The following is a 25,947-nucleotide window of genomic DNA, read 5'->3' on the forward strand; positions in this document are numbered from 1 at the left end:
TAACGGCGTTAACGCCCCCGGCGTGGGGTGTGCCTCAGAGCCGCAGCATCAGCAGCTCGGTGACGGCCTTGAGGTCGTCGGGGGTGAGGTGCGCCGTCAGGGCGTCCGCGATGGTTTCCGGGGAGTCCGTCGCGATCGTGATCCGGGGTGTGGCCGGTGCGGTCGGTTCGGCCGGTGCCGGTGCCGGTGCCGGTGCCGGGGGTGGCGTGGGGCGGGGGGCCGGTGCCGGGGCGGGTGCGGGGGCGTTAACGGCGTTAACGGTCGGCGGGGGTGTGTGCGTGCGCTGCCGCGGCGGATTGACGGCGTTCAGGCTCTCGTCGGCAGCGGCCTCCTGGTGCTCCTGGGGAAGGCGCCCGATCCGGCGGGCCGGTTCGACCTTGAGCTCACCCGTGTCGACCTTCTCCTGGAGGCTCGGGGTGAGGTTCAGGAGGGCCAGGCGCTGGGAGACCCAGGCGCCCGTCTTGCCCAGGCGCTTGGCGACCTGGGCCTGGGAACCGTGGACCTCGACGAGCTCCTGGAGCGCGCGGGCCTGGTCCATGGGGGCCACGTCCACCCGGTGGACGTTGGCGATCAGCGCCGATTCGAGGATGTCGGCCGCGGAGGCGGACAGGGCGTCGTTCACGTGGATGTGCATGGTCTTCAGCCCGGCCAGCTGAGCTGCCGCGAGACGGCGGTTGCCGTCGATGACCACGTACGGGGCACGGCCCAGGCCGTCGGTCTGTCCCGGGTGCGCTTCCATGAAGGCCATGCGGGTGGCGACTGCGAGGGGCTGGAGCTGGCCGCGGGAAACGAGGGACTGGGCCAGCTCGTCGAGCTCGGTGAGGTCCTCGCGGAGGTTGAACGGGTTGTGCGCGAGCGCCTCGATGGGCACCTCGGACGGGGCCACGCCGGACGTGGGTGCCCCGGTGGCTTCCGCGATGGCCGCGCGGCGGGAGCTGACGCCGACGGGCTGGGCCCGCGCGAAGGATGCGGAGACTCCGAGTTTGTCGGCCTTGCTCATGAGATCTCCCTAGCGAGGGCGCGCAGTGCGACGGCCTGGTCGCCCTTGGGCGAGTACACGAACAGCGGCTGCTTCACGCGGACGGCTTCGCGCTGTTCCTTGAGGTCGGGAACGATGGCGACGACACGCGGATCCTTTATGTCCATCCAGGCCTGGAGCGAGGAGGTCGCGATGTAGCCGCGGCGGCCGTCGTAGAGGTTGACGACGAGGCCGAGGTAATCGATGTCGAGGCTGAGGTCGTCCCGCAGGTCGTTGATCTGCGAGGTGAGCAGGTCGTACGCGTCGGCCGACGAGTCCTCCGCCTGTACGACGATCAGCGCGCCGGAAGCGCCCGGCTGCTCGGTGTCGCGGCGGCGCCCGTAGTAGATCGCGGCGTCCATGCTCAGGCCGAGGCTCGGCGGGCAGTCGATGAGGATGACGTCGTAGTCGGATTCGACGGGGGACAGGGCGCGTTCGAGGGCGGCCTCGCGGGCGCGGACGGTGGAGAGGCGGACGTCGAGGAGGAAGGCGTCCGTGCAGGCGGGCAGGATGTGGAGGCGGTTGCCGAAGCGCTGGTCCGGGATCGGGACGATCAGGTCGGCGAGGGGCCCCTTGGCCTCGCCGGCCATGTGGCAGGTGAGGCTGTCGCCGCCGATGGGCAGCGGCTGCTGGCCGAGCTGCTTGGTGAGGTGGCCCTGGGGGTCGAAGTCGACCAGCAGGACCCGCATGCCGAGGCCGGGGAGGTCCTCCAGGTCGAGGGGGGTCGTCTCGGAGTGGTGGTGCGGACCGCCCTCCTCGGTCTCCCTGCCGTCCTCGGCCGCCGAGAGGCGGGCCAGTTGGCGGGCGATGCGAACCGGGTGGAGGCTGTCCGGGTCCTCGGCGAGGGCCTCGGCGGTGCCTGCGGTGATGGCGGTCTTGCCGACGCCGCCCTTCTGGTTGCAGACGACGATGCGGCGTACGACGGAGGGCCGCCTGACCGTCGGCGCCGGGTTCATCTCCAGCCAGAGGCGGACCGCTTGGGCGAGACCCTGGATGAGGGAGACGCCGCGGTCCTTGGAGCCGGCGCGGAAGGACTCCCACTGGCCCGCGGGCAGCCAGGTGGAGAACGATTCGGCGCCCGAGGTGTCGACGGGGGAGGGGGCGGAAGCGAGGGCGCTCCAGTGCGCGATGCCCTGGTGGACGGCGTCCTGAATGTCGACCCGCAGTTGGGCTGTGCGGATCTTCAATTCCTGGCGGAGCCACGGGGGGAGCTTGGAGACGACCTTCTCGCGGTCGCTCTGGGACGAGGGCGAAGTCATGAGAGGGACTTTACTAACGTTCGGAGGCGGATGTGAGCGCCACGCTTGGGTTTTGCTAACGAAATGGCCTGGGAAGCGTTCTGGAGGCCCCGGGTACGCGACAGGGCGGCCTCGCACACGCCGTAGCGAGCACCCCCGTGGTTCACCACGGCGTGTGCGAGGCCGCCCTGGATACGTCGTCAGCCGACCGGGACCGCCAGGGAGTCCGGCGCGGTCAGCCCGAGTTCGGCCCGGCACTCGGGCGAGCCGGCCGGGTCGAAGTGGGGGATGCGTTCCGCGGGCACGATGCCCGGGAGGAGGAAGTTCCAGAGGTCGATGACCCGGGTGTGCAGGTCCTCGCGGCCGGTGCGGACGTGCGAGGTGACCTGGATTCCGGTGAAGGAGCCGACGAGGAGCGTGGAGAGGTCGTACAGGTCGAGCAAGGGGAAGACGTCGCCGCGCTCCTGGGCCGGCTTCAGACAGCCGTGGCAGGTGTCGATCCAGGCGTTGTAAGGGGTCGGGTCCGGGTTGGTGAAGGAGCCGAACTCGATGACCAGGCGGATGCCGGCGCGGACACGGACGTTGGCGCGCAGTCCGTACGCCATCTGGTGCGTCAGGTCGATGACCGTCTGCAGGCCCGGTTCCTCGATGGCGGGGACGCCGGCGGAGACCTGGAACTGCTCGTCCATCAGGGTGCGGGCGAGGGCTTCCTTGGACTGGAAGTGGAAGTAGAGGGCGCCCTTGGTGACCCCGGCGTGCTTCACCACGTCGCTGAGGCTGGCGCCGCCGAATCCGAAGCGGTCGAAGGCGATTGCCGCGCCGTCGAGGATCGCCTGCCGCGTGATCTCGGCACGTTCCTGCCGGGCCCTTGCCATGTGGTGGTTCTCCTGAGGGGGGTTGGTGTTCGTCGTTGGTTCAAGGGTCAATCTAGTCGGATGGCGGCAAAGAAAACCAGTCGACAAGTACTTTTTCGTTAACGGCGTTAACGCCGTTAACGGTTCGGCGGCGGATCCTGAAGGACCAAGGCCTGTACGGGACCCCGGTCGGCGCCCGGCGTTAACGGCGTTAACGGTCTGGCCGGGTCGGGCCCGGATGTTGGGGTGCTGGGCGTTAACGCCGTTAACGGTCCGGGCGGGCGCTCCGGGGCTTCGGCGTTAACGCCGTTAACGCCGTTAACGGCTCGGGCCTAGCATGCGGGCATGGGTGATCTTGGGGACTGGGCGCAGGCGTTCCGGGTTGATGTGGCCGAGCACGAGCTCAAGGACCTGGCCGAGCGGTTGGACCGGGTGCGGTGGCCCGATGAGCTGCCGGGGGTGGGTCGGGCGTACGGGATGCCGCTCGGGGAGGTGCGGGAGCTCGTGCGGTACTGGCGTGACGGCTACGACTGGCGCGCGGCGGAAGCGCGGTTGAACGAGTGGCCGCAGTACACCACCGTCATCGACGGGGCGCAGGTGCACTTCGCGCACCTGCGCTCGCCCGAGGCCGGTGCCACCCCGCTGCTGATGACCCACGGCTGGCCCGGGTCGTTCGTGGAGTTCCAGCGGGTGGCCGGGCCGCTGACCGACCCGCGGGCGCACGGCGGGGATCCGGCCGATGCCTTTCACCTGGTGCTGCCGCACATCCCGGGCTTCGGCCTGTCCGGGCCGACCCGGGAGAGCGGCTGGGAGTTCAAGCGGACCGCGCGGGCCTTCGGGGTGTTGATGGAGCGGCTCGGGTACGCGGCGTACGGGGTGCAGGGCGGCGACTGGGGCGCGGCCGTTTCGCGGGAGCTCGGGAGGAGCCGGCCGGGGAACGTGCTGGGGGTGCACCTGAACCTGTTGCCCGGGGGAGGGGCGACCGAGGAGCCGCGGGCCGAGGAGCTGGCCGGGCTGAGTGCCGCCGAACGGGAGCGGACGCTGGCTTCGTGGGAGAGGTTCCGGGTCTGGTCGCGGGAGCGGCAGGGGTACGCCGACATCCAGGCGACCCGGCCGCAGACCCTCGCGTACGGGCTGAACGACTCGCCGGTCGGGCTGCTCGCCTGGATCGGGGAGAAGTTCGCCGAGTGGAGCGACCCCGGGTGCCCGATCGACCGGGACCAGATGCTGACCAATGTGATGCTGTACTGGCTGACCGGGACGGCCGGGTCGGCTGCCCGGATCTACTACGAGCGCGCGCACGCCGACTACTACGGGCTGCCGCCCGAGGTGTCGGCCACGCCGACCGCACTGGCCGACTTCCCGCGGGACAACTTCATCCCGCTGCGGCACGTCGCCGCGCGCACCGACACGATCGTGCGCTGGACCTCGTTCGACCGGGGCGGCCACTTCCCGGCGATGGAGGTGCCGGAGCTGCTGGTCGGGGATGTCCGGGCCTTCTTCCGGCAGCTGCGGTCCGGCATCTGAAATGCCGTGCACGGGTCGCCGTACGGCTGTGATGATCGCCCGATGATCGACGAGCAGCGGACCCGGCCCGTACTGGTGGGCGACGAGCGCGCCACCTTGACCAGCATCCTGCAGTGGCAGCGGGACACCCTGATGATGAAGTGCGCCGGGCTGACGGACGAGCAGCTGCGGCGCAGGGCCGTCGCGCCGTCCGGGCTGAGCCTGATCGGGCTGGTGCGGCACCTGGCGGAGGTCGAGCGCGGCTGGTTCCGCAACGTCCTGAACGGCGAGGACGTGCGCGGCTACTTCCCGAAGAACGAGGCCGGGCAGTGGACGGAGTTCCACGTCGACGACGCGGACCCGGCCGAGTCGTTCAGGATCTGGGAAGAGGCCTGCGCGCGGTCCCGGGCGATCGTCGAAGCCGCCGAGTCGCTCGACGTGCAGGGGCACTTCGGCGACCAGGCGTACTCGCTGCACTACGTCCTGGCCCACATGATCGAGGAGTACGCCCGGCACAACGGGCACGCGGACCTGTTGCGCGAGGCGATCGACGGGGTGACGGGGGAGTAGGCGGCCCTGGTACGGCCCTCATGGGTTGGGTGTGGTGCTCGTGGCGTCCAGGGCGGTGAGGGCCACCGGCCACGGGAAGTGGGGCGGGGCGTCGGGGCCGGCAGGGCCGGGGACGAAACCGTCGTCGCCGTAGAGGACGGTGACGCCGGCACCGCGCAGGGTGGCCAGGGACTGGTCGAACTGCGGGTGTGCGGCGAGCGCCGCGTTCGTGCAGGGCATGGTGACGACGGGGGTGCCCTTGCCGATCGCCTCGGCGGCGACGCCGACGGCGAAGCGGTCGGTGAGGCCGAGGGCCCAGGCGTTGAGGGAGTTGAAGGTGGCCGGGGCGAAGAGCAGCGCGTCGGCAGCAGGCCATACGTCGGGCTCGCCGGGAAGCTTGTACTGCCAGCGCACGGGGTGCCCGGTCAGGGCGGCCAGGCCGTCGAGGCTTCCGGCGACCCAGTGCGCGGCGGCCGGGGTGAGGCCGAGACAGACGTCCCAGCCGCGGGACTGGGCGTCCTCGATCACATGGGCCACGTCGAAGACGGGCGGGGCGGCAGAACAGAGCAGGTAGAGCGTCCTCGTGGGGGTCATGCGGACATGTGATCACATTGCTTGATCTCGACCATAGTTGAGGCTGCGTGATCGGCCATATGTGAGCGACCGGGTTTCATCCCGACGCGGTCGAGGAAACGGGTCAGGACGGCGTGGAAGGCCCCGGGGCTGTCGAGGTGGACGTCGTGAGCGGCGCCCGGTACGGAGACGGCCGTCGTGGAAGGGCCCGGCGGGGTCAGCATGCGCTGTGATTCCTCCGGCGGAACGATCCCCTTCTCGCCGATCACGAGCAGGACCGGGCAGGCGACCCGCTGCCACTCGGGCCACCAGGCGCGGGTGGTGTTCTCCGTGATGGCGGCGACCATGACGTCCCGCTCGAAGCGGGGGTACCAGCCGTCCGCCTGCTGCTCCAGGCCGGCCGCCCAGGCCTCGCTGCCGAGGAACTCGCGTGCTGCGTCGAGCGTGGGGAACGGGAGCGGCCAGGAGTCGAGCATGGCGCCGATCCGGTTCGGGGTGGCGGGGTCGGCGGCAGCGGGGCCCGCTTCGACCAGGACGAGGGCGCGGACCAGGTCCGGGTGGGCGGCCGCGGTGAGCAGGGCGGTGTGCCCGCCGAGGGACTGGCCGATGAGGACCGCGGGGTCCAGACCGAGTTGCGTGGTGACGGCGAGGACGTCCGCGACGTGGGCCGCGCGGGAGACGTCCGCCGGGCGGCGTTCGCTCGCGCCGTGGCCGCGCTGGTCCACCGCCACCACGCGGTGGTGCGGGGAGAGGTGTTCGGCGGCTGCGTCCCATTCGCCGGCGTGACCTGCCAGGCCGTGCAGGAAGACGACGGGGACGCCGGTGCCGCCCCAGTCCCGGCAGGAGAGGCGGATACCGTCCGGGGGACTGGTGACGATGCGTTCGGTCCAGGTCATCGGGACATCATCCGAGATCTTTCCGGTGATCGGCGATGAGTTTCGGTCGGGAAGCACGTCTACCTTCTGACAGCGGAACACGACGTACGTACCGACCGACAGGAGCACCGCAGAGATGAGCGAGCCGGTGAAGGGCCCTGCCAGCTACTTCCCTTCGATCGAGAAGAAGTACGGACGCCCCGTCGCGCAATGGAAGGACCTGATCCGGTCCTCGCCGCTCACCAAGCACATGGAGCTCGTCTCCTGGCTCAAGACGGAGCACGGCATGGGCCACGGCCACGCCAACGCCCTCGTCGCGCACACCCTCGGCGAGGACGCCGGCCGCGCCTGAGCGCCTCGACCGCGGCGTGGACGCACGCGTATGCGGTTGAGCTTTTCGGCGATGTTCCGTCTCGCCGGTGCCGGCTTCACTGGAGGCATGACACAGACACCGCAGGCATCGCAGGCACGGCCCCTCGTCATCGGGGGCAACGGCAAGACCGGCCGCCGCGTCGCGCAGAAGCTCGACCTCCTGGGCATCCCGGTGCGCATCGGCTCGCGCACCGGGGCCCCCGCCTTCGACTGGAACGCCCCCGTCACCTGGGAGCCGGCGCTGGAGGGCGTCGACCGGGTGTACGTGACCTACTACCCCGACCTGGCCTTCCCGGGGGCCGCCGAGCAGATCGGCGCGTTCTCAGAGGCGGCCGTCGCCGCCGGTGCGCGCCGCCTGGTCCTGCTGTCCGGGCGGGGCGAGGAGGCCGCGCAGCGCGCCGAGGAGAGCCTGAAGGCGTCCGGGGCGGACTGGACGGTCGTCAGGTCCAGCTGGTTCGCCCAGAACTTCGACGAGGGATTCTTCGTGGAGTCCGTACGGGCCGGGGAGATCGCCCTGCCGACCGCGGACGCCGTGGAGGCCTTCGTCGACACCGACGACATCGCCGACGTGGTGGTGGCCGCGCTGACCGACGACCGGCACATCGGCAGGACGTACGAGCTGTCCGGGCCGCGGCTGATCAGCTTCACCGACGCCGCCGCCGAACTGTCGAAGGCGACCGGGCGCGCGATCGCGTACGTGCCCGTCTCCAACGAGGAGTACCGCGCGGTGCTCCGCGAGAACGGTCTGCCGCATGAGTTCGCCGACCTGTTCACGATGATCCTGGACGGGCGCAACGCCCACCTCGTGCACGGGGTGGAGGAGGCCCTCGGCCGGGCTCCCAGGGACTTCGCCGACTACGCCCGCGAGGCGGCGGCCACCGGTGTCTGGGACGTCTGAACTCCTGCCCCGGGGCAGGACGCCGGGAGAGGATGGCCCCGTGGACACGCTGACCGGACTCCTCGAAGGCCCCAACGCCCGGGGCGCTTTCCTCCTCAAGTCCGTCTTCAACCCGCCCTGGGCGGTGCGGATCGAGGACCGGGCCCCGCTGTCGGTGGTCACGATGGTGCACGGGACCGGCTGGCTGCTCCCCGACGGGGGCACGCCGGTGCTGATCGGCCCCGGGGACGTGGCGGTCGTACGGGGGCCCGAGCCGTACACGGTGGCGGACGCGCCCGGGACGCCGGTGCAGATCACGGTGGACCCCGAACAACGGTGCAGTACGGAGGCGGGCGAGGACGTCAGCGAGTCCATGGCGCTGGGCGTGCGGACCTGGGGCGCGGGGCACCAGGACGCCGGGTCGGCGGTGATGCTGAGCGGTACCTACATGGCGCCGAGCGAGATCGGCCGCCGGCTGCTGGGCGCGCTGCCGACGATCCTGGTCCGGCCGGCGGCCGCCGCGGACGCCACGCTGATCGGGCTGCTCGGCTCGGAGATCTCCCGGGACGAGCCGGGCCAGGAACTCGTCCTGGACCGGCTGTTGGACCTGCTGCTGATCGGGGTGCTGCGCACCTGGCTCGCGGACCCCGGCTCGGGGGCCCCGGGCTGGTACCGGGCGCAGGGCGATCCGGTGGTCGGCAGGGCGCTGCGGCTGCTGCACGAGAACCCGGCGCACGGCTGGACGGTGGAGGAGCTCGCGCACAAGGCCGGGGTTTCCAGGGCCTCACTGGCGCGGCGGTTCACGGACCTGGTCGGGGAGCCGCCGATGGCGTACCTGACGGGGTGGCGCCTGGCCCTGGCGGCCGACCTGCTGCGCGAGCCGGACGCCACGGTGGCGACGGTGGCCCGGCGGGTGGGCTACGGCTCGGCGTTCGCGCTGTCGACGGCGTTCAAGCGGGTGCGCGGGGTGAGCCCGCAGGAGTTCCGTACGGGGGCCGCGGCCGTGACCGCCGGTCCGGCGGCTCCGGGGTCCTCGCGCACGGTGGTCCTGCCGGACGGCCCCTAGACGGCCGGGAGGTCCAGGACGCCGACGGTCTGGCCGCCGCTGACCTCGCCGGTGAGGCGGAAGCCGAGGCCCAGGTAGAACGGCTCGGGGGTGCCGGGGCCGGGCTCCCAAGTGACGTAGACGCGGTCGGTGCCGCGGCTGCGGAGCTCGGCGGTGAGGGCCCGGACCGCGAAGCGGCCGTAGCCCTTGGACTGGTGGTCGGCGCAGACGTTCAGGCGCCAGATGCCCGAGCGGATGTCGGCGGGGTCCCGCTCCGGGTTCCAGGCGATGTCGACGAAGGCCATGACGAAGCCGACGACCTCGTCGCCGTCGACGACGGCGCGCGGCCAGGCGGTGTCCCCGTGGACGTAGGCCTCGGCGAGGGACTTGACCACCGGGGAGACGAGACGGGCCTGGTCGGGGCGTACCCGTACGGCGCACACCGCATCGAAGTTGGCTGCGGTGACCGGCTCCAGGCGCAGGGCGGAGGTGCTCATGGCCGCACCCTACCGGGGGGTGCGACCTGCTCGGGCACCGGGATTTTCGGGATCGGATCCGGACCGGACCGTGGTGACACGACACGACCAGAGGAGAGTCCCATGCGGAAGAACACGGCTGGCGGCGGCGACCGGATCGCGACCGTCCTGCTCATGGTCTCGACCGTGCTCGTGGGTCTGATGGCGGGGCTGTTCTTCGCCTTCGACGTCTCGGTGATGCCGGGGCTGGCCCGGGGCGACGAGCGGACGTACGTCACCGCGATGCAGAACATCAACGCGGTCATCGACGGGAACGGGCTGTTCGGCACCGTCTTCGTGGTGGCCCTGCTCGCCGCAGTCGCCTCGGCGGTGGTGGAGTTCCGCAGGGGTCGGCGCGGGGTCGCGGTGTGGGTGGGGGCGGCGGCCGCGCTGTACCTCGTCGTCCTGGTGATCACCTTCACCGTGAACATCCCGCTGAACAACGAGCTCGCGAATGCGGGCGAGGCGGCGAAGCTGACCGACTTCTCCGTCGTGGAGAAGTTCAAGGGGACGTGGGTGACCACGAACATCATCCGCACGCTGCTCTGCACGGCGGCCCTGACGGCCCTCTCGCGGGCGCTGGTGCTGTACGGGCGGGCCACCGCGCGGTAGCGCCCGAACGCGTCAGAGGCGGCCGTTCAGTACGAGGGCCCAGGCCAGGCAGCCGAGGGCGATCGTGCACAGCAGCGTCCGCCAGCGGTTGGCCGGCACCCAGCGCGACTCGAAGGCCCGGCGGACGGCGCCCGGATCGGCGATGCGCTCGACGGGGCCGGCCTGCTCCAGGGCGTTGTTGAGCGGGATGTTGACCCTGCCGGTGACACCGAGCTGGAGGACGTACGCGACGAGCGCAGCGATCAGCGGCACCGCCGCGGCGCCCCCGCCCGAGGTGAGGTGCAGGGCCAGCGCGAGGCCCGTGAAGAGCAGGGCGCCGAGGAAGCCGATCATGAACCAGCCGTTGATGATGGCGACGTTGACGCGCTGCATCACCTGGATCGTCGTCCGGTCGTCCGAGCGCCGCAGCGCCGGCATCACCGACACGTCGAAGGCGAAGAACAGGCCCGCCATCAGGCCCGTCGTGACCGTCGCGGCGATGAGTGAGACGAGTCTTGCGATCTCCACGTCCGTTTCTCCTCTGGTGGTGGTCTGCTCGTGGTCCTACCCCACGGGAGGACATTTTTGTCCGCAGGGCAGAAGCCTTGCCCAGAGCAGTGCTGCGCACGGTAGCCTCCGAAAAGGGCCGCGATCCGGAAAAACTTTTCCGAAAGTGCGCGTGCGAGGTGCGCTCCGCTCGGAAGCGACCGGTACTCGCGGACCTGAAGGCACCATGCACCTGCCGTCGTCTACGCACCGCGCACTCCCTGGAGGGACATCCGTGAAGGACTCGAAGGACAGGCTGGAAGCACTGCGGGCCGAGATCGAGCGCCGCAACCCCGCGCAGCCGGAGTTCCACCAGGCGGTGCGGGAGGTGCTGGAGAGCCTGGCCCCCGTCTTCGCCGCCCGGCCGGAGTACGCGGACCCGGCGGTCGCGTTGGTGGAGCGGCTCACCGAGCCGGAGCGGCAGATCCTGTTCCGGGTCCCGTGGCAGGACGACCGGGGCCGTGTCCAGGTCAACCGCGGCTACCGCGTCGAGTTCAACAGCGCGCTCGGCCCGTACAAGGGCGGCCTGCGCTTCCACCCGTCCGTCGACATCGGCGTGGTGAAGTTCCTGGGCTTCGAGCAGATCTTCAAGAACGCCCTGACGGGGTTGGGGATCGGCGGCGGCAAGGGCGGCAGCGACTTCGACCCGCACGGCCGCTCCGACGCCGAAGTCATGCGGTTCTGCCAGTCCTTCATGACCGAGCTGCACCGCCACATCGGCGAGCACACCGACGTACCCGCGGGGGACATCGGCGTCGGTGGCCGCGAGATCGGCTTCCTGTTCGGCCAGTACCGGCGCATCACCAACCGCTGGGAAGCCGGCGTCCTGACCGGCAAGGGGCAGAACTGGGGCGGCTCCGCGATCCGCCCGCAAGCCACCGGCTACGGCAGCGTCCTGTTCGCCGCCGAGATGCTGCACGTGCGCGGCGAATCCCTCGACGGCCTGACCGCGGTCGTCTCCGGCTCCGGAAACGTCGCCCTCTACACCATCGAGAAGCTCCAGCAGCTCGGCGCGAACCCGCTGACCTGCTCCGACTCCAAGGGATACGTCGTCGACGACAAGGGCATCGACCTCGCGCTGCTGAAGCAGATCAGGGAAGTCGAGCGCGGGCGCGTCAGCGAGTACGCGGCGCGGCGCGGGTCCTCGGCCCGGTACGTGCCCGGCGGCCGGGTCTGGGAGGTCCCCGCGGACGTGGCCTTCCCCTCCGCCACGCAGAACGAACTCGATGCGCAGGACGCCCGCACGCTCATCGCCAACGGCGTCAAGGCGGTCTCCGAGGGCGCCAACATGCCGACCACTCCCGAGGCCGTACGCATCCTCCAGGAGGCCGGGGTCGCGTTCGGGCCCGGCAAGGCCGCCAACGCGGGCGGAGTCGCCGTCAGCGCCCTGGAGATGAGCCAGAACGCCGGCCGGGTGGCCTGGAGCGCGGAGCGCGTCGAGGACGAGCTCGCCGGCATCATGCGCTCGATCCACGAGGTCGCGCACGAGACCGCCGAACGGTACGGGGCTCCCGGCGACTACGTGACCGGCGCCAACATCGCCGGCTTCGAGCGGGTCGCCGACGCGATGCTCGCGCAGGGCGTCATCTAACCCACGGGTCGGGTGTGCGGGGTCCCGGGCTTCGGCCCCGGACCCCGCACGGCTCTTCCGGGGCCTCGGTGGCGCCCCCGGGGGAGCGGGACGGGGGGCCGTAGCCTGGGGCCGACCGGGCCGGATGACCACCGAGGGGGACACGAGCGTGCTGACGGCATTGGACGGGGAGTACGGGGACCGCAAGGACGCGATCGAGGTCGCGGGACGGACCGCCTCCTACGAGGACCTGCTGGGCGCGGCCCGAGCGGTGGCCGCCGACGTGGCCGGGGCCAAGGCCTTCGCGATGACCGCGACGGCCTCCCTGGAGACCGTCGCCGCCGCGGTCGGAGGGCTGCTGGCCGGGGTGCCGTTCGTACCGCTGCCGCCGGATGCCGGGCCCGCCGAGCGCGAGCACATCCTGCAGGACTCCGGGGCGCAGGTCGTGGAGGTGGACTTCGCCCGGCGGGACTCCGGTTCCGCGGCATCGGCGGGCACCGCCGGTGCGGGGCCCGAGGACCCGGCGCTCGTGCTGTACACCTCCGGGACCACGGGCGCGCCCAAGGGCGTGGTGCTGACCGCCGGGGCGCTCGCCGCCGACCTCGACGCGCTCGCCGAAGCCTGGCAGTGGAGCGCCGAGGACACGCTGGTGCACGGCCTGCCGCTGTTCCACGTGCACGGGCTCGTGCTCGGCGTGCTCGGCGCCCTGCGCACCGGCAGCCGCCTCGTGCACACCGGACGGCCCACGCCCGAGGCGTACGCGGCGGCGGGCGGGAGCCTGTACTTCGGGGTGCCGACCGTGTGGTCCCGCATCGCCCGCGAGCCTGCGGCCGCGGCCGCACTGTCCGGGGCCCGGCTGCTGGTCTCGGGCAGCGCCGCGCTGCCCGCGCCCGTCTTCCGGGACCTGGAGCGGCTGACCGGGCTGCGGCCCGTGGAACGGTACGGGATGACGGAAACGCTGATCACGGTCAGCGGCCGCGCGGGCGGCGAGGTCCGGCCGGGGACGGTCGGGACCCCGCTCACCGGCATCCGGACCCGGATCGCCGCCGAGCCGGGCGCCGAGATCGGGGAACTCCAGCTGACCGGACCGACGTTGTTCGCGGGCTACCTGGGCCGGCCGGAGGCCACGGCGGGCGCGTACACCGAGGACGGGTGGTTCCGTACGGGCGACATCGCGGCCGTCGATCCCGCGGACGGGGTCCACCGCATCGTGGGCCGGGCCTCCATCGACATGATCAAGTCCGGCGGATACCGGATCGGCGCCGGCGAGATCGAGAACGCGCTGCTGGACCACCCCAAGGTCAGCGAGGCGGCGGTGGTGGGGGTCCCGGACGCGGACCTGGGGCAGCGGATCGTCGCGTTCGTCGTCGCCGAGGGCGTGACGGGCGCCGAACTCACGGACTTCGTCGCGGCGAACCTGTCGGTGCACAAGCGGCCGCGGGAGGTGTGGTTCGTTCCGGCGGTGCCGAGGAACGCCATGGGCAAGCCGCAGAAGAAGCTCCTGCTGGAGCAGTACGGGGCCTGACGCGGCCCCGTACCCGGGCGCTCCCGTGCCCGCCCGGACCGGGGCTGGGGCCGGGGCCGCTGCGCGGGGCCTTCTCCCCGCCCCGCCCCTCCTCCGTTTCCCGGGGCACTGCCCCGGACCCCCCGCGCCTCGAACGGCGGCGGGGCCGGGGTCGGCCGGCGGGGCCGGATTTGCCCGGTGGGGCGTTCAGTCGCTGCTCGGTTCTCGGTGGAGGCGGGGTTCAGGGGGCCTTGAGGGGGGTCGCGAGGCGCAGCGACTGAAGGGCAGCGACTGAGCGACTCTTCGGTCGCTTCGGTCGCTGGAGGAAAAGAGCAGGTCAGAGGGGTCGTTCAAGGGGAACAGCGACTGAAGCGACTCAAGGTCCGGGTATATGGAGACATTGGCGTGCGTGCGCGTGTGCGCGTGTGCGCGTCATATATAGGGGTCTTGAGTCGCTTCAGTCGCTGTTTGTGCTTGCGCAGGCCTGTGACCTGGTGTTCTGTGAGCTACTCAACGAGCGACCGAAGAGTCGCTCAGTCGCTCCCGTTCAGTCGCTCAGTCGCTGCGACCCTTCTGCGACCCTTCGTGGACACGTACATCTGTTCTGGCTCTCATGTCTCTCGTCTCCCAGTGGTTTCGCTAATCTGTTGTTGGGCGTTGAGTCGCTTCAGTCGCTTACGGGGGAAGTAAATGGCAGCTGAGCTGCGGGTTTCGCGCAGCGACCCAAGGCGGTCGGAGCCTGTGGCGACTGCCGAGTGGTGCGCGCGCCAAGGGTGGCCGGTTCACCCTCTTGCGCCGGGCCGCAAAACGCCCGTGGGCAACTGCGACGTGTGCCGCGCTCCGGGCCATGACCGGGGGGCGTGCCAGTGTCTGCGGGCGGGCCGTTGGTGCCACGGGTTCCACGCCGCCACGCTCGACTCCGAGCGGATCCGCCAGTGGTGGGGTGCCCGTCCCGATCTCGGGGTCGGCGTCGCCACCGGTCCGGCGGGCCTCGTCGTGATCGACATCGATGCGCACGCGCGCGAACTCCCCAGCCGCGAACGGCTGCTGCCGGGCGTTGCAATATCCGACACCGTCGACCTGACCGGGCTGGCCAACGGGTTCCACACCGTGGGCGTGCTGGCCGCCTTACGCGGTGCGGCGAGCCCGGCGGACGACGAGACGACCCTGCGCGTGCGGACCCCGTCCGGGGGCCTGCACGTGTGGTACTGCAACGGCGGCGGCCAGCGCTGGCAGTGCTCCGCCGGATCGGGCAACGGCCGGGCGCTCGCCTGGCAGGTCGACGTACGGGCCCACGGCGGGTACATCGTGGCTCCCGGGACGGTGACCCCCGCCGGGGTCTACCGACCCCTGGGAACCGTACGGATGCCCGCGCCGCTGCCGGGCTGGCTCGCCCGTGAACTGGAGCGCACCGGACACCTGCCCGCCGCGGAGGTTCCCGGGCCCCGTCCCGTGCCGCCCCGGGCCCGGCAGGCCGTCATCGCGGCCGGCGGGGGGCGCGGAGCCCCGGACCGGGTCCTCGCCGGAGTGCTGGCCGAGGTCGCCGACTGCGCCCTCGTACCCGAAGGGGCCGCGTTCTCCGAGAAGTTGAACCGCGCCGCCTACACCGCCGGTGGACTCGTCGCCGCGGGCCACGTCAGCGAGACCGAGGCCCTGCGGGCCCTGGAGGAGGCGGCAGGCCGGGCCCGCCCCGGGCAGGAGCGGCGCTGCCGCGCCATCATCCGCGGCGGACTGAGCGCGGGCCTGGCACGCCCGCTGGCCCTCCGAGGCCGCGTGTGAGCGTGGAGAACGACAGCATGCTGGCCGGCTTCGACGTGCAGGCCGTCGCAGCCCAGATCCTCGCGCAGCCCGTTCCGGCGCCCCGCGCCTCCGAGGAGTCCCTGGAGCCCTCCCCGCGTTCCGCGGGCCGGGAGACGGCCGTACAGGGCCCCCAGGCGGCCCTGGCGACGGCCGACGGCGAGGCGACGGCGGACGGGCTGCTGCCCGACACCCTCACCGACCGCGGCAACGCCAAGCTGTTCGTCAAGCTGTACCGCAACGACTACCGGCACGTTCCCGGGATCGGCTGGTACCGCTGGGACGGTACGCGCTGGCAGATCGACGAGGACGACACCGTGATGTGGTCCGCGGGCGACCTCGCGGAGTCCATCGCCACCACCGACCCCCGGGGCCTGTACACGCCTGCGGCGCTCCAGCAGCACCGCCGCCGCACCCTCAGCACCAGCGGGATGAACGCCATGCTCACCCAGGCGAAGTCCGCCCCGGGCATGGTGCTCAACGCGGCGCGCCTGGACGCAGATCCGTACGCGCTGTGCACGCCCGCCGGCGTCGTGGACCTGCGGACCGGGCACATCCGCCCCGCCGAGCCCACGAAGGACTTCCACTCCCGTTCCACCTCGGCGGCGCCGCAGCCGATGCCCACGCCGCGCTGGAACCGCTTCCTGACGGACACCTTCGGCGAGGGGCCGGAGGGCGCGGAGATGATCAGCTTCCTCCAGCTGCTGCTCGGCTACTCCGTCACCGGAGACGTCGGCGCCCAGGTCATGCCGTTCCTGTTCGGCTCCGGCAAGAACGGCAAGTCCGTACTCCTCGACGTCCTGATGAAGCTGCTGGGGGACTACGCGGACGCCGCGCCCCCCGGGTTCCTGATGTCACGGCCGTACGAGGGGCACCCCACCGACCTCGCCGAACTGCACGGCCGCCGCGTGATCGTGTGCAGCGAGGTCAAACCGGGCGACCGCTTCGACGAGGCCCGCGTCAAACTGCTCACCGGCGGCGACCGCATCAAGGCGCGCCGGATGCGGCAGGACTTCTTCAGCTTCGAGCCGACGCACAAGATGTGGCTGCTGGGCAACCACCGGCCCGAGGTGGGCACCGGCGGGTTCGCGTTCTGGCGGCGCATGCGGCTGATCCCGTTCGAGCGGGTCGTCTCCGACGACCGCAAGATCGACAACCTGGCGGACGTCCTCGTCACCCAGGAGGGTCCGGGCATCCTCAACTGGCTGATCGACGGGGCCCGTCGCTACCTCGGCGGCGACCGGGACCTCACCGGCCCCGAGCGGGTCCGCATCGCGACCACGGCGTACGCGGAGACCGAGGACCACATCGGGCGCTTCATCGGCGAGACCTGTCGCCTGGAGGCCGATCTGCGGGCGGAGCAAGCGCAGCTCTACGCGGCCTACAGGGGCTGGTGCCAGAATGAGGGGGCACCGGCGATATCGTCCCGGGCCTTCGCGGCACGCGTCCGCGAGTCGGTGGGACTTGCCTCGCCGAAGGAAATGATCCTGTCCAACCAGCGCAAGTACTACCCGGGCATCGGCCTGCTCGCGGACGAGGAGACAGCATGAGCGCCCTCATCGCAGAAGACGAGATCCTCCACGAGGTGGACCTCGTCTGGCTGGAGGACATCAGCCGGCTCGACTACGTCCGCCAGAGCCTGGACCGGCTGCCGACCCGGCGCGGGCGGCCCGCGTACCACCGCGACGGGCGGATGGTCGGGTACGCGCTACTGGGGCCGAAGGCCAAGCCGTCGCGTTCCTCCGGCACCTTCCGGCGGCGGGTGTTCTGGCTGCTCCCGCACGACCGGGACAGCGCCCCCGAGGGGCTGTACGCGACGGGGGCGCCGGCCGAGGCCGTGGACGCCCGGACGCTGGCACCGGGCAACAAGGGGCACAAGACGGAGCGTTCCGAGGGCGGCCCCATGTCCTCGGCGGTGCGCGGACTCCTGCCGTAGCCCTGCCGGAGCGCCCGCCGTGGCTTCTCGTACGCCGCCGGTGCAGCGCCCCGCGCAGCCCCGGCGCGCCCCTGCCGGAGCCTCGCCGTGGCCGGCCCCGGGCTCCTTCCGAAGCCCCCCGCCAGGGCACGGCGACGCCGCGGCCCGAACCTGATCGCACGGGCATGGAAAAAAAACGGGACACCCGGTATATTTCTGCGCCAGTACGGAGTCGGCCAACGGGGAGGCACCGCTGTGCAGGGGGAACGTCGTATGCGGGCGCAGGTGGCGGTGGTCGGCGGGGGACCCGTCGGGATGCTGGTGGCGGCCGAGTTGGCCGCGTACGGGGTCGACACGGTGGTCCTCGAAGACCGGGCCTCGGTGTCCGACCGGCCCAAGGCGACCACACTGCACGCCCGGGCCGTGCAGTGCCTGGCCCGCCGCGGGCATCTGCCGGGACCGGCGGCCCCGTGCGCGCCCACCCGGACCGGCGCGGGCAGCCCCTTCCACTTCGCCGGACTGCCCGGCCTGCTCATCACCGCTCCCGACAGCGAGCCGGAGCCGATCCTCAAATGCCCCCAGGCGCAGCTGGAGCGGCAGTTCGAGGAGCGGGCCCGTACGGCGGGGGCGCGGATCCTGCGCGAGCACCGGGTGACCGCGCTGGTCCAAGAGCCGGACGGGGTGCGGATCGAGGCCGAGGGCCCGCACGGGCCCCTCGCCTGCACCGTCGCGTACGTGGTGGGGGCGGACGGTGCGCGCAGCACGGTCCGCGAGCAGGCGGGCATCGGCTCCGACACCCATCCGGCGACGGTCTCCGCGCTGATGGGCGCCGTCACGCTGCAGGAGCCGGACGCACTGGCGGCGGGCTGGCACCAGACCCCGCGCGGCTGGATCGTGGCCAAGGCGGACCCGGAGGGCCGGACGCACATCCGCACGCTCAACTGCACCGGGGCGCACGCCGACCGGCACGCTCCGCCCACCCTGGGGGAACTGCGCCGGGAGACGTCCTGGATCGCCGGACGCGAGATCGCGATGGAGGAGCCGCGCTGGCTCGGCAGGTTCAGCGACTTCACCCGGCTGGCCCACGCCTTCCGCGCGGGACGGGTGTTCCTGGTGGGGGACGCGGCGCACGTGCACTTCCCGATCGGCGGGCAGGGACTGAGCACCGGCGTGCTGGACGCCCTGAACCTGGCCTGGAAGCTCGCCCTCGCGGTGCGCGGGCAGGCGGGCCCGGACCTGCTCGGCACCTACGACGCGGAGCGCAGGCCGGTCGCCCGGCGGGTCATCGAGAACACGCGGGCCCAGCTCGCCCTGATGCGGCCGGGGCCCGAGCTCGACGCCCTGCGCGGGGTGTTCAGCGGACTGTTGGCGCAGGACGGCGCCCAGGGGCACCTCAGCGGCCTGATCAGCGCGCAGGACACGGTGCTTCCGGAACACACCGGGAGTCCCGGCCCGGGAGCAGGAACGTTTCTGCACAATGTCGTGCTGACCACCCCGACCGGCGAGACCGATGTGATCGGGCTGCTCCGGGACGGCCGGCCGCTGCTGCTGCTCCTGGGGGAGAAGGGCGGCCGCCACCGCGAACAGGCGCGGGCCTGGGAGGGGATCCTGCGCGTGGTGCGGGCCCGGCCCACTTCCGAAGTGCCGTACGAGGCGGTGCTGGTGCGGCCCGACGGCTACATCGCCTGGACGCCGGGCGGCGCCGACCTGGCCGGCACGCTGTCGCTGTACTTCGCCGGGGGCGCCCGCGCGGGGTGCCCGTGACGGAGCCGGGGGCGGGACCGGGGGCACTTCGCCCCGGTCCCGCCCCCGGCTCGGCCGACGCGGGCTCCGGCTCGGCCGACGCGGGCTCCGGCTCAGCCGACGGCGGCCGCCAGCTCCAGCTCGTCCGCCGCCTTGCGGGCCTCGGCGTAGACCGCGGCCCCGCGGGCCTCGGTGAGGTCGAGGGAGGCGAGGACGGACGGTACGGCGATGCTGGGCAGCAGGTGGCGCATCAGCGCGGAGGCCCTGCCCGCCAGGTCGCGGTAGTCGCAGATGGCCTGCGACATGGACTGGACGCCGGCGAACGTACCCACGACGACGTCCGCGGTCTCGGCCGGCGCCACGTGCGGCAGCAGCTCGCCCTGCTCCTGGGCCTTGCGGAGCGTCATGGTGGTGACTTCGGCCCAGCGCAGGAAGGGGCCGCTGCGGTCGAGGCCCTGGGCCAGCTGGTCCATGGTCAGTCGGACGCCGGCGCGCACCATGGGGTCCGTCTGCAGGCGGTAGGCGTGGAGCATCACCATGTCCACGATCTCCTGCACCTTGGACGCCCGCTCGGGGACCATGATCCGCTGGTCCTGCTCGGCGAGTACGCCCTGCGCCAGGTCGTCCTTCGACTGGAAGTGGAAGTACAGGGCTCCCTTGGTCACACCGGCTTCGCTGAGGATCTGGGAGATGGTGGCGGCTTGGTAGCCGTGTTCCTCGAAGATCTTGGCCGCTGCCGAAAGGATCGCCTGCCGTGTGCGGATGGCCCGGACTTGCTCAGCCACGCTGCCTCCTCCTCTCCTCTGGTTGCGGGGTCAGTAAAAAACCGCCCAGTTCGTATCTTACAGCGGGTGACGGTCATCGGCTGTCGTGGCGGAAGAAAAATGTCAGGTCAGAGAGGGAAGGTCATGATTCTTGTCACCGGTGCCACGGGGACGGTCGGCCGGGAAGTCGCCCGTCGCATCCCCGCTGACCTGGGCGTTCGCGTCATGTGTAGGAAACCGGAACGACTTGTGGAGGCATTCGCCACGGCCGAGGCCGTGTACGGCGACTACCGGGATCCGCAGTCGCTCGCGGGGGCCCTGCGCGGTGTCCGCACGGCCTTTCTGGTGACCACGGAGGTTGGAGGGGACGAGGACGCGGCCTTCGTCCAGACCGCGCGGTCGGCCGGCGTACGGCACGTCGTGAAGCTCTCCGCCGCCGCTGTCGAGGATCCCCGGGCCGACGACCTGATCACCCGCTGGCAGAGGCGCAACGAGGAGCTCCTGCGCTGCTCGGGGATGGAATGGACGCTGCTGCGCCCGCGCTCGTTCATGTCCAACACCCTGTCCTGGGCGGCCTCCTTGCGCACGGACGGCGTGGTGCGGGCCCTGTGCGGGTCCTCGGGCAACGCCTGCGTCGATCCGCGTGACATCGCGGACGTGGCGGTACGGGCCCTCACGGGGGAGGGGCACGCGGGCCGGGCCTACACGCTGACCGGGCCGGAGGCGATCACCGCGGCCGAGCAGACCGCCGTGCTCGGGCAACTGCTGGGCCGCCAGCTGCGCTTCGAGGAACTGGAACCGGAGCAGGCGCGTACGGCGCTGCGGGCCCGCTATCCGCACGAGCTCGCCGAGGCGCTGCTGGACAGCGCGGAGCGGCAGCGCGCGGGTGCGAAGGCCCGGGTGGACCGGACGGTGCCCGCGCTGCTCGGTCGGCCCGCGGGCTCTTTCCACGCATGGGCGAGGGATCACCTGAGCGCCTTCGTGTGAGTGTGTGACGGCCCTGTTCGAGCGGATGTCGGCCGGGGCCGCCGCGGCCGGTCAGAGGTCGTACGACGCCGCGGTCACGATGGAGCTGAACACGCGGCTGCCGTTCTGGTGACCGGTGACCCGGACGGCCTTGCGGTTCTCGGGGACCGTTCCCGCGGGGAGCTCGTGCGCCTCGATGACGCAGGGCGCGTCCAGTTCGGCGTACAGGTCGAAGGTGCTGTCCATGCCGAGGGGGAGGAAGGCGAATCGGTCCAGCAGGGCGGAAGTGGCCTGTCGGGCGGCCTCCAGCAGCACCATGCCCGGGATGTGGTCGACGGGGTGGTCGAAGAGCACGGGGTGGCGCGTGTCCGCCCGCAGGAACCAGCGGTCCGGCTGGTCCGTCGGGGAGAGGACGACGTCCATGGGGGATATGCGTCCGACGCTCTGCGGGGCCGTCGGCGCGGTGAGCGGCAGCTGGCGCTGCGCACCGCTCAGGGGGCGGTCTCCGCGCAGCCGTTGGTAGACCGCCGGCGCGATGCAGGTGTAGGAGGCGGCCGCGGTCGCGGCCGGCCGGCCGTCCCGGCGGAGCACGGCCTCGTAGCGCAGGCCCGCGAGGCGGCCGCCACGGCGTTTGACGTCGGTGCAGGTGACCTCGATGTCGATCGAGGCGGGCGCGCCGCCCATTTCGAGCTGCTCGTGCTCCACGGCGATGGACAGGTCCTTCATCAGGAACTGGTGTCCGAAGGGGACGCCGAACTCCGCGTGGCCGAGCAGGGCGCCGACCTGGCGGAAGGTCTCGACGGCCATGAGCGGGTCGTGATGGGTGCCGTGGACCGGGGTGAAGAAGCTGTGGCCGCGGGGCCACTGGGCGGTCACCGTGAAGTGGGTGTCGTCCTGGCGCTCCCAGTCGGTGAGCATGACCTCGGCGACGGCGGCCCGGTGCACTAATTCCTTGGGGACCGTCGTGGTCCACGTGGAGGGGACCCCGGGTCTCGTCGCAACCCGGGTGGCCCGTCTCGCCATTTCCCCGTCGAACCCGGTGCGTTCAACTTGAAACGTGCTCGCAGACATTGCTCCCCCTGGGCTCCGCTGGCGAGAAGGGCGTGTGTGCCTCTGGCCGGGAAAGATACATACCAACCGGTTTAATTTCTAGCGGTATCCGACGATCCGCTGGGGCAAACGGCGGATGATTTCCTTCCGAATAACACGTTTCCGCTGGTCGGAGCGGTTCTTCTAGCCTCTGCCCCACTCTAGCCGCAGCCCCCGTGGCCGGCGGAACCCCCGGGCGAGTCGAGTGCCGCCGGAGCGATCCTCAAGTGCGGTGATCAACGGTGTCCGAATGTCTTCGATGGCCCGGCCCGCCCTTTCGGCCGCCTCGGAGGCATATGAGGCTCTGCATCAAAAACCGCACAGACGGTTTGTTACAGTGAGAGCTGGAGCACGTGGTAGTCAGGAATCGCGTGGCAGTCACGAAGCGGCCGCCACCGGAGCTCCGCAGCAAGCACCCGCCGGCCTGCCCTCCGCGGGCGTGGCAACCCCTCGCGATGACGGAGCAGTCGATGGTCAAACAGGAGCGCGCAGCGCGCACGCGCGAAACCCTGATCCGGTCCGCAGCCGAGACCTTCGACCGGGACGGGTTCTCGGCGGCCTCGCTCACCGCGATCAGTTCGCTGGCCGGGGTGAGCAACGGGGCGCTGCACTTCCATTTCCCCAGCAAGGCCGCGCTGGCGAACGCCGTCGAGGAAGCGGCGCTGGTCCGGCTGCTCGCCCTCGCCGGTGACGCGCTCCCGGCCGGGGCCAGTCGCGTACAGCTCCTCGTGGACGTCACCCACCGGCTCGCCGGGGCCCTGCGCACCGACCCGGTGCTGCGGGCCGGCTTCGCGCTGAGCGGCGAGCTGCCCCGGCCGCGCCGGGGCGATCTGCGCGAGCGCTGGCGCGGCTGGGTCGAGGAGACGCTGCAAAGGGCGGAGGCGGAAGGCGAGTTGCGCCCCGAGGCGGCGGCTGGGGACGTGGTGACCGCCGTGGTGGCGGCGACCGTGGGGTTCGAGGTGCTCGGCGTCCGGGACGGGGTGTGGTTGTCGGCGGCGACGGTGACCCGCTTCTGGCGGCTGCTGCTGCCGACGCTCGTGCCGGCGGACCGGCTCGGCGGCTTCGAGGCCGCCGGAACCCGGGTCTCCTGAGGATGGCCGGGACGGTGCCCCGGTTCCTCCGCGCGCGTGCGCGGAGGAACCGGGGCACTTCTGTGTTCACCCACTTCGTTCACCCACTTCGTACGCAGACTTTGCGGTTTGTTTTGCCTAATCTAGGGCCGTTCTAGAGGGGCTGCAGAGCGGGGTTGAACCGGGCTCTGCACCCTGACGCGTCGACAACATCCCAGGTCAGAAAGGTTTTCTGAGGGTTCGTTAGGACAACTAAGAGATAAAAACAGCATGGTCGGTTTCGTATTGACAAACCGCCGGTCCTGTTTTTTACTGGCGAAGGCTCATCCACGGACAGGGGAGTACGGCGTGGACATCGAAGTACTGGGCACACTGGCGGTGCGGGAACAGGGAGTCTCCGTTACGCCGACCGCCCCGAAGCCGCGACAGGTGCTGGCACTGCTGGCGCTCCATGCCGACCAGGTCGTCCCGGTGTCGGCGCTCATAGAGGAACTGTGGGCGGGAGCACCGCCGCGCAGCGCCCGGACCACACTGCAGACGTACGTCCTGCAGCTGCGCGCCCTCATCGCGACCGCCCTGGAACAGGGCGAGTCCGCCGGTGACGGCGAGGGCGCAGCGGCCCCCACGGGCCGGCGCACCGCCAAGGACGTCCTCGTCACGCTGCCCGGCGGCTACCTGCTCAACAGCGGTGGCGGCACCAGCGACGTCCGCGAGTTCGACCGGCTCGCCGGCATGGGCTACCGGGCGATGGACGCGGGCGACTTCCCCGGCGCGGCCCGGCTGCTGCGCGAGGCGCTGTCCCTGTGGTCCGGACCGGCCTTCGCCGACGTACACGGCGGAATCCAGCTGGACATGGAGACCCGGCGGCTGGAGGAGACCCGGCTCTGTGCGCTCGACCAGCGCATCGAGGCGGACCTGCGGATCGGGCGGCACCGCGAGCTGCTCGCCGAACTCACCGTGCTGGCCAGCCGGTACCGCACCCACGAGAACCTGCACGGCCAGTTCATGCTCGCCCTGCACCGCTCCGGCCGCCGCGGCGAGGCCCTGGACGTCTACCAGCGGCTGCGCGCCACGCTCGTGCGCGAGCTCGGGCTGGAGCCGTCGGCCGCCCTGCGCCGGCTCCAGCGCTCGATCCTGATGGCCAGCCCCGAGAGTCCGGTGGTGGCGGAGACCAACAGCGAGCGACTCGTACGCGTCGGCTGAGATGGCCGCACGCGACACCAGGAACGCGGCCGCAACCGGCTCGCCGGGCCGGACGCGCGCCCGGACCACCACGGGCCGAGGAGGCAGCGCGGTGCAGGAGAGGTCGGAGCGGACCCGCAGGAAACTCGTGCACGCGGGGGCCGAGATGTTCCACCGCAACGGCTACGCGAACGCGACGCTCGGGGAGATCGCGGCGTCCGCCGGAGTGACCAAGGGGGCGCTGTACTTCCACTTCGCCTCCAAAGACGAACTGGCGGAGGCCGTCCAGCTGCGCGGCTGCGAGCTGCTGCACGCAGCGGTGCGCGAACTGAGCGCGTCCGGCGGCTCTCCGCTCCAGACCCTGGTCGACACGACGCACTGGCTCGCCCTCAACCTGCGCGAGGAACCGGCGATCCCGGCCAGCTTCCGCATCACCAAGGAGTGCGCGGGACTGCCCTCGCGCGCCACCGACTTCCACCGGATCTGGCTCGCGGAGGTCTGCGGGCTGCTGCGCCAGGCCCGGGACGCGGGCGAACTCCGCGCCGAGGGCCGCTGGGAGAGCATCGAATCCCTGGTCGCCGCGGCGGCTTGCGGCATCGAGGCACTCGCCGCCACGGGCATGCCGTACGCCGAGCTCCAGCGCCGCGTCTCGGGACTGTGGACGCTGCTGCTGCCCGGCCTGGTGCCCGAGGGCACGGAGCGGGACTTCCACGTCGGGATGCCGGATCCCGACACCGCGCCCCGCCGGGTGGGCGAGGTACGGGGCGACGCGCGGGACGACGTACTGGGCGCCGTGCCGGCCGACGGCGCGCGCCACCGGGCGGACGACCGGGCGGACGACCGGTCCCGGCCGGTGTTCTCCGGCAGTACCGCGTGACCGTGTGCCACCGACGGCTTGGAGGAGCCTGCGATGATGAATGAACACCCTGCGGACGTACTGACGGACCTCATCGGAGTGCTCGGCGACGTCCTGAGGGTCAAGCCGGAGAAGATCGACCCCGAGCAGACCTTCCAGTCCATGGGACTCGACTCCCTGCTGGTCGTGGAGTTCGTGGCCGTCGTCAACACCCGGTACGGACTGCGCGTCCTCGCGACCGACCTGTACGACTTCCCGACGCCGGCGTCCTTCGCGCGGGAGGTCGCGCGGGCGGCGGGCAGTGCGGCCGCCGCGCCCGCTTCCGTTGCCGCCGCGGCCCCTGTTGCCGCCGCGGCCGCTGCGGCTCCGGCCACCGCCCCCGCCCGGCAGTCGCCGGCCGCCGCCGCGGCGACCGGGATCGCGGAGGTGCTGCGCGAACAGCTCGCGGGGATCCTGTGCTGCGACCCCTGGGACATCAACACCACCGCCGCGTTCAACGTGCTCGGCGTGGACTCCATGGTCGGCGCGGAGTTCATCGCGGTCGTCAACCGCACCTTCGGCCTCCAGGAGCGGTCCGTTTTGCTGTACGAACACCCCAACCTGGCCGCGATGGCCGCCTACATCGCGACGCGGACGGGAGCGGCCGCACAGGCCGTGCAGGCGGCGCAGGCCGGGCAGGCCGGGCAGGCCGGGCAGGTCCGGCAGGAGTTCGGCGCGGCGCCCCGGCCGTCGGAGCGGGCCTTCCGCCCGGCCGCCGTCCCGATCCCGGTTCCGGTTCCGGTCGCCGCCGTGGCTCCCGTCCCCGCCCCGGCCCCCGCCGTCGTACGGCCGCTCCCCAGCGGCGACCTCGACGTCCTGCTGGACGCGATCCGCGACGACCGGCTCACCGTGGACGAGGCACTCGTGCTGCTCGGCCGCCGCGGCTGAAGCTG

At 71.9% G+C, this 25,947-nt stretch carries 26 protein-coding genes; 17 read left to right on the plus strand and 9 right to left on the minus strand.

Annotated features, from left to right (window positions below):
• Positions 1 to 34 precede the first annotated feature (34 nt).
• From OG974_RS30415 to OG974_RS30425, 3 genes are all read right to left on the minus strand, one after another.
• Positions 35 to 1,000, minus strand: a complete 966-nt coding sequence (locus OG974_RS30415; protein WP_331735006.1) for a ParB/RepB/Spo0J family partition protein — start codon at positions 998 to 1,000, stop codon at positions 35 to 37.
• Positions 997 to 2,277 carry a ParA family protein gene (locus OG974_RS30420; RefSeq protein ID WP_327286103.1) on the minus strand — a complete coding sequence of 427 codons (1,281 nt, stop codon included), beginning with the start codon at positions 2,275 to 2,277 and terminating at the stop codon, positions 997 to 999. The genes OG974_RS30415 and OG974_RS30420 overlap by 4 nt, the downstream gene beginning before the upstream one ends.
• Positions 2,278 to 2,456: 179 nt before the next feature.
• Positions 2,457 to 3,131: a ScbR family autoregulator-binding transcription factor gene (locus OG974_RS30425; protein ID WP_327286104.1), complete on the minus strand. Its 675-nt coding sequence runs from the start codon at positions 3,129 to 3,131 to the stop codon at positions 2,457 to 2,459.
• Between the two features lie 324 nt (positions 3,132 to 3,455).
• Here OG974_RS30425 and OG974_RS30430 point away from each other — a divergent pair, with 324 nt between their 5' ends.
• Both OG974_RS30430 and OG974_RS30435 read left to right on the plus strand, forming a co-directional pair.
• Positions 3,456 to 4,637, plus strand: a complete 1,182-nt coding sequence (locus OG974_RS30430; protein ID WP_327286105.1) for an epoxide hydrolase family protein — start codon at positions 3,456 to 3,458, stop codon at positions 4,635 to 4,637.
• A 42-nt stretch (positions 4,638 to 4,679) separates the two neighbouring features.
• Complete coding sequence (locus tag OG974_RS30435) at positions 4,680 to 5,186, plus strand: DinB family protein (RefSeq protein ID WP_327286106.1); 507 nt, start codon at positions 4,680 to 4,682, stop codon at positions 5,184 to 5,186.
• A gap of 18 nt (positions 5,187 to 5,204) precedes the next feature.
• Here the strand turns inward: OG974_RS30435 and OG974_RS30440 are convergent, their stop codons facing one another.
• Positions 5,205 to 5,759: a flavoprotein gene (locus OG974_RS30440; protein ID WP_327286107.1), complete on the minus strand. Its 555-nt coding sequence runs from the start codon at positions 5,757 to 5,759 to the stop codon at positions 5,205 to 5,207.
• Positions 5,756 to 6,634, minus strand: a complete 879-nt coding sequence (locus OG974_RS30445) for an alpha/beta hydrolase (RefSeq protein WP_331735012.1) — start codon at positions 6,632 to 6,634, stop codon at positions 5,756 to 5,758. The genes OG974_RS30440 and OG974_RS30445 overlap by 4 nt, the downstream gene beginning before the upstream one ends.
• A 115-nt stretch (positions 6,635 to 6,749) precedes the next feature.
• On the opposite strand from OG974_RS30445, the gene OG974_RS30450 reads away from it, so the two are divergent.
• The 3 genes from OG974_RS30450 (at position 6,750) to OG974_RS30460 (ending at position 8,928) form a co-directional block, all read left to right on the plus strand.
• Positions 6,750 to 6,965, plus strand: a complete 216-nt coding sequence (locus OG974_RS30450; protein WP_327286109.1) for a DUF4287 domain-containing protein — start codon at positions 6,750 to 6,752, stop codon at positions 6,963 to 6,965.
• Positions 6,966 to 7,052: 87 nt separating this feature from the next.
• Entirely contained in the window at positions 7,053 to 7,883 is an 831-nt protein-coding gene (locus tag OG974_RS30455; protein ID WP_331735015.1) for an NAD(P)H-binding protein, read from the plus strand.
• A 40-nt stretch (positions 7,884 to 7,923) separates the two neighbouring features.
• On the plus strand, positions 7,924 to 8,928 hold the full coding sequence (locus OG974_RS30460; protein ID WP_327286111.1) for an AraC family transcriptional regulator: 1,005 nt from the start codon (positions 7,924 to 7,926) through the stop codon (positions 8,926 to 8,928).
• Here the strand turns inward: OG974_RS30460 and OG974_RS30465 are convergent.
• Positions 8,925 to 9,404: a GNAT family N-acetyltransferase gene (locus tag OG974_RS30465; RefSeq protein WP_328765467.1), complete on the minus strand. Its 480-nt coding sequence runs from the start codon at positions 9,402 to 9,404 to the stop codon at positions 8,925 to 8,927. The two genes, OG974_RS30460 and OG974_RS30465, sit on opposite strands and share 4 nt — an antisense overlap.
• A gap of 102 nt (positions 9,405 to 9,506) precedes the next feature.
• On the opposite strand from OG974_RS30465, the gene OG974_RS30470 reads away from it, so the two are divergent.
• The gene (locus tag OG974_RS30470) at positions 9,507 to 10,034 is read left to right on the plus strand and encodes an anthrone oxygenase family protein (protein WP_327286113.1); all 528 of its coding nucleotides are present in this window, start codon (positions 9,507 to 9,509) and stop codon (positions 10,032 to 10,034) included.
• Between the two features lie 12 nt (positions 10,035 to 10,046).
• On the opposite strand, the gene OG974_RS30475 is transcribed toward OG974_RS30470, so the two are convergent.
• The gene (locus OG974_RS30475) at positions 10,047 to 10,541 is read right to left on the minus strand and encodes an anthrone oxygenase family protein (protein WP_331729717.1); all 495 of its coding nucleotides are present in this window, start codon (positions 10,539 to 10,541) and stop codon (positions 10,047 to 10,049) included.
• A gap of 205 nt (positions 10,542 to 10,746) precedes the next feature.
• Between OG974_RS30475 and gdhA the strand changes: the two genes are divergently transcribed.
• The 6 genes from gdhA (at position 10,747) to OG974_RS30505 (ending at position 19,109) form a co-directional block, all read left to right on the plus strand.
• Entirely contained in the window at positions 10,747 to 12,150 is a 1,404-nt protein-coding gene (gdhA, locus tag OG974_RS30480; protein ID WP_331735017.1) for an NADP-specific glutamate dehydrogenase, read from the plus strand.
• Between the two features lie 124 nt (positions 12,151 to 12,274).
• A complete protein-coding gene (locus tag OG974_RS30485; RefSeq protein WP_329316653.1) occupies positions 12,275 to 13,654 on the plus strand; it encodes an AMP-binding protein in 1,380 nt (459 codons plus the stop codon).
• 669 nt (positions 13,655 to 14,323) lie between these two features.
• Positions 14,324 to 15,412: a bifunctional DNA primase/polymerase gene (locus OG974_RS30490; protein WP_327286117.1), complete on the plus strand. Its 1,089-nt coding sequence runs from the start codon at positions 14,324 to 14,326 to the stop codon at positions 15,410 to 15,412.
• 17 nt (positions 15,413 to 15,429) lie between these two features.
• Positions 15,430 to 16,980 (plus strand): phage/plasmid primase, P4 family, encoded by a 1,551-nt coding sequence (locus OG974_RS30495; protein WP_328765590.1) that lies wholly within the window; start codon positions 15,430 to 15,432, stop codon positions 16,978 to 16,980.
• The gene (locus tag OG974_RS30500; RefSeq protein WP_327286118.1) at positions 16,977 to 17,366 is read left to right on the plus strand and encodes a DUF6009 family protein; all 390 of its coding nucleotides are present in this window, start codon (positions 16,977 to 16,979) and stop codon (positions 17,364 to 17,366) included. The genes OG974_RS30495 and OG974_RS30500 overlap by 4 nt, the downstream gene beginning before the upstream one ends.
• A 252-nt stretch (positions 17,367 to 17,618) precedes the next feature.
• A complete protein-coding gene (locus OG974_RS30505; protein WP_331735022.1) occupies positions 17,619 to 19,109 on the plus strand; it encodes an FAD-dependent monooxygenase in 1,491 nt (496 codons plus the stop codon).
• A gap of 92 nt (positions 19,110 to 19,201) precedes the next feature.
• Here OG974_RS30505 and OG974_RS30510 read toward each other — a convergent pair whose 3' ends face one another.
• Complete coding sequence (locus tag OG974_RS30510; RefSeq protein WP_327286120.1) at positions 19,202 to 19,873, minus strand: ScbR family autoregulator-binding transcription factor; 672 nt, start codon at positions 19,871 to 19,873, stop codon at positions 19,202 to 19,204.
• Positions 19,874 to 19,996: 123 nt separating this feature from the next.
• Between OG974_RS30510 and OG974_RS30515 the strand changes: the two genes are divergently transcribed.
• The gene (locus OG974_RS30515; protein ID WP_328765473.1) at positions 19,997 to 20,839 is read left to right on the plus strand and encodes an NAD(P)H-binding protein; all 843 of its coding nucleotides are present in this window, start codon (positions 19,997 to 19,999) and stop codon (positions 20,837 to 20,839) included.
• A 51-nt stretch (positions 20,840 to 20,890) separates the two neighbouring features.
• Here the strand turns inward: OG974_RS30515 and OG974_RS30520 are convergent, their stop codons facing one another.
• On the minus strand, positions 20,891 to 21,889 hold the full coding sequence (locus tag OG974_RS30520; protein WP_327286122.1) for a ScbA/BarX family gamma-butyrolactone biosynthesis protein: 999 nt from the start codon (positions 21,887 to 21,889) through the stop codon (positions 20,891 to 20,893).
• Positions 21,890 to 22,362: 473 nt separating this feature from the next.
• Between OG974_RS30520 and OG974_RS30525 the strand changes: the two genes are divergently transcribed.
• The 4 genes from OG974_RS30525 to OG974_RS30540 all read left to right on the plus strand — a co-directional run bounded on the left by OG974_RS30525 (position 22,363) and on the right by OG974_RS30540 (position 25,942).
• Complete coding sequence (locus tag OG974_RS30525) at positions 22,363 to 22,998, plus strand: ScbR family autoregulator-binding transcription factor (protein ID WP_328765474.1); 636 nt, start codon at positions 22,363 to 22,365, stop codon at positions 22,996 to 22,998.
• Positions 22,999 to 23,325: 327 nt separating this feature from the next.
• Positions 23,326 to 24,180, plus strand: a complete 855-nt coding sequence (locus OG974_RS30530) for an AfsR/SARP family transcriptional regulator (RefSeq protein WP_327286124.1) — start codon at positions 23,326 to 23,328, stop codon at positions 24,178 to 24,180.
• 91 nt (positions 24,181 to 24,271) lie between these two features.
• A complete protein-coding gene (locus OG974_RS30535; protein ID WP_327286125.1) occupies positions 24,272 to 25,036 on the plus strand; it encodes a ScbR family autoregulator-binding transcription factor in 765 nt (254 codons plus the stop codon).
• Positions 25,037 to 25,069: 33 nt separating this feature from the next.
• Positions 25,070 to 25,942 carry an acyl carrier protein gene (locus tag OG974_RS30540; RefSeq protein ID WP_327286126.1) on the plus strand — a complete coding sequence of 291 codons (873 nt, stop codon included), beginning with the start codon at positions 25,070 to 25,072 and terminating at the stop codon, positions 25,940 to 25,942.
• Positions 25,943 to 25,947: the final 5 nt, after the last annotated feature.

This window comes from Streptomyces sp. NBC_00597 (assembly GCF_041431095.1).
Taxonomy (GTDB): Bacteria; Actinomycetota; Actinomycetes; order Streptomycetales; family Streptomycetaceae; genus Streptomyces.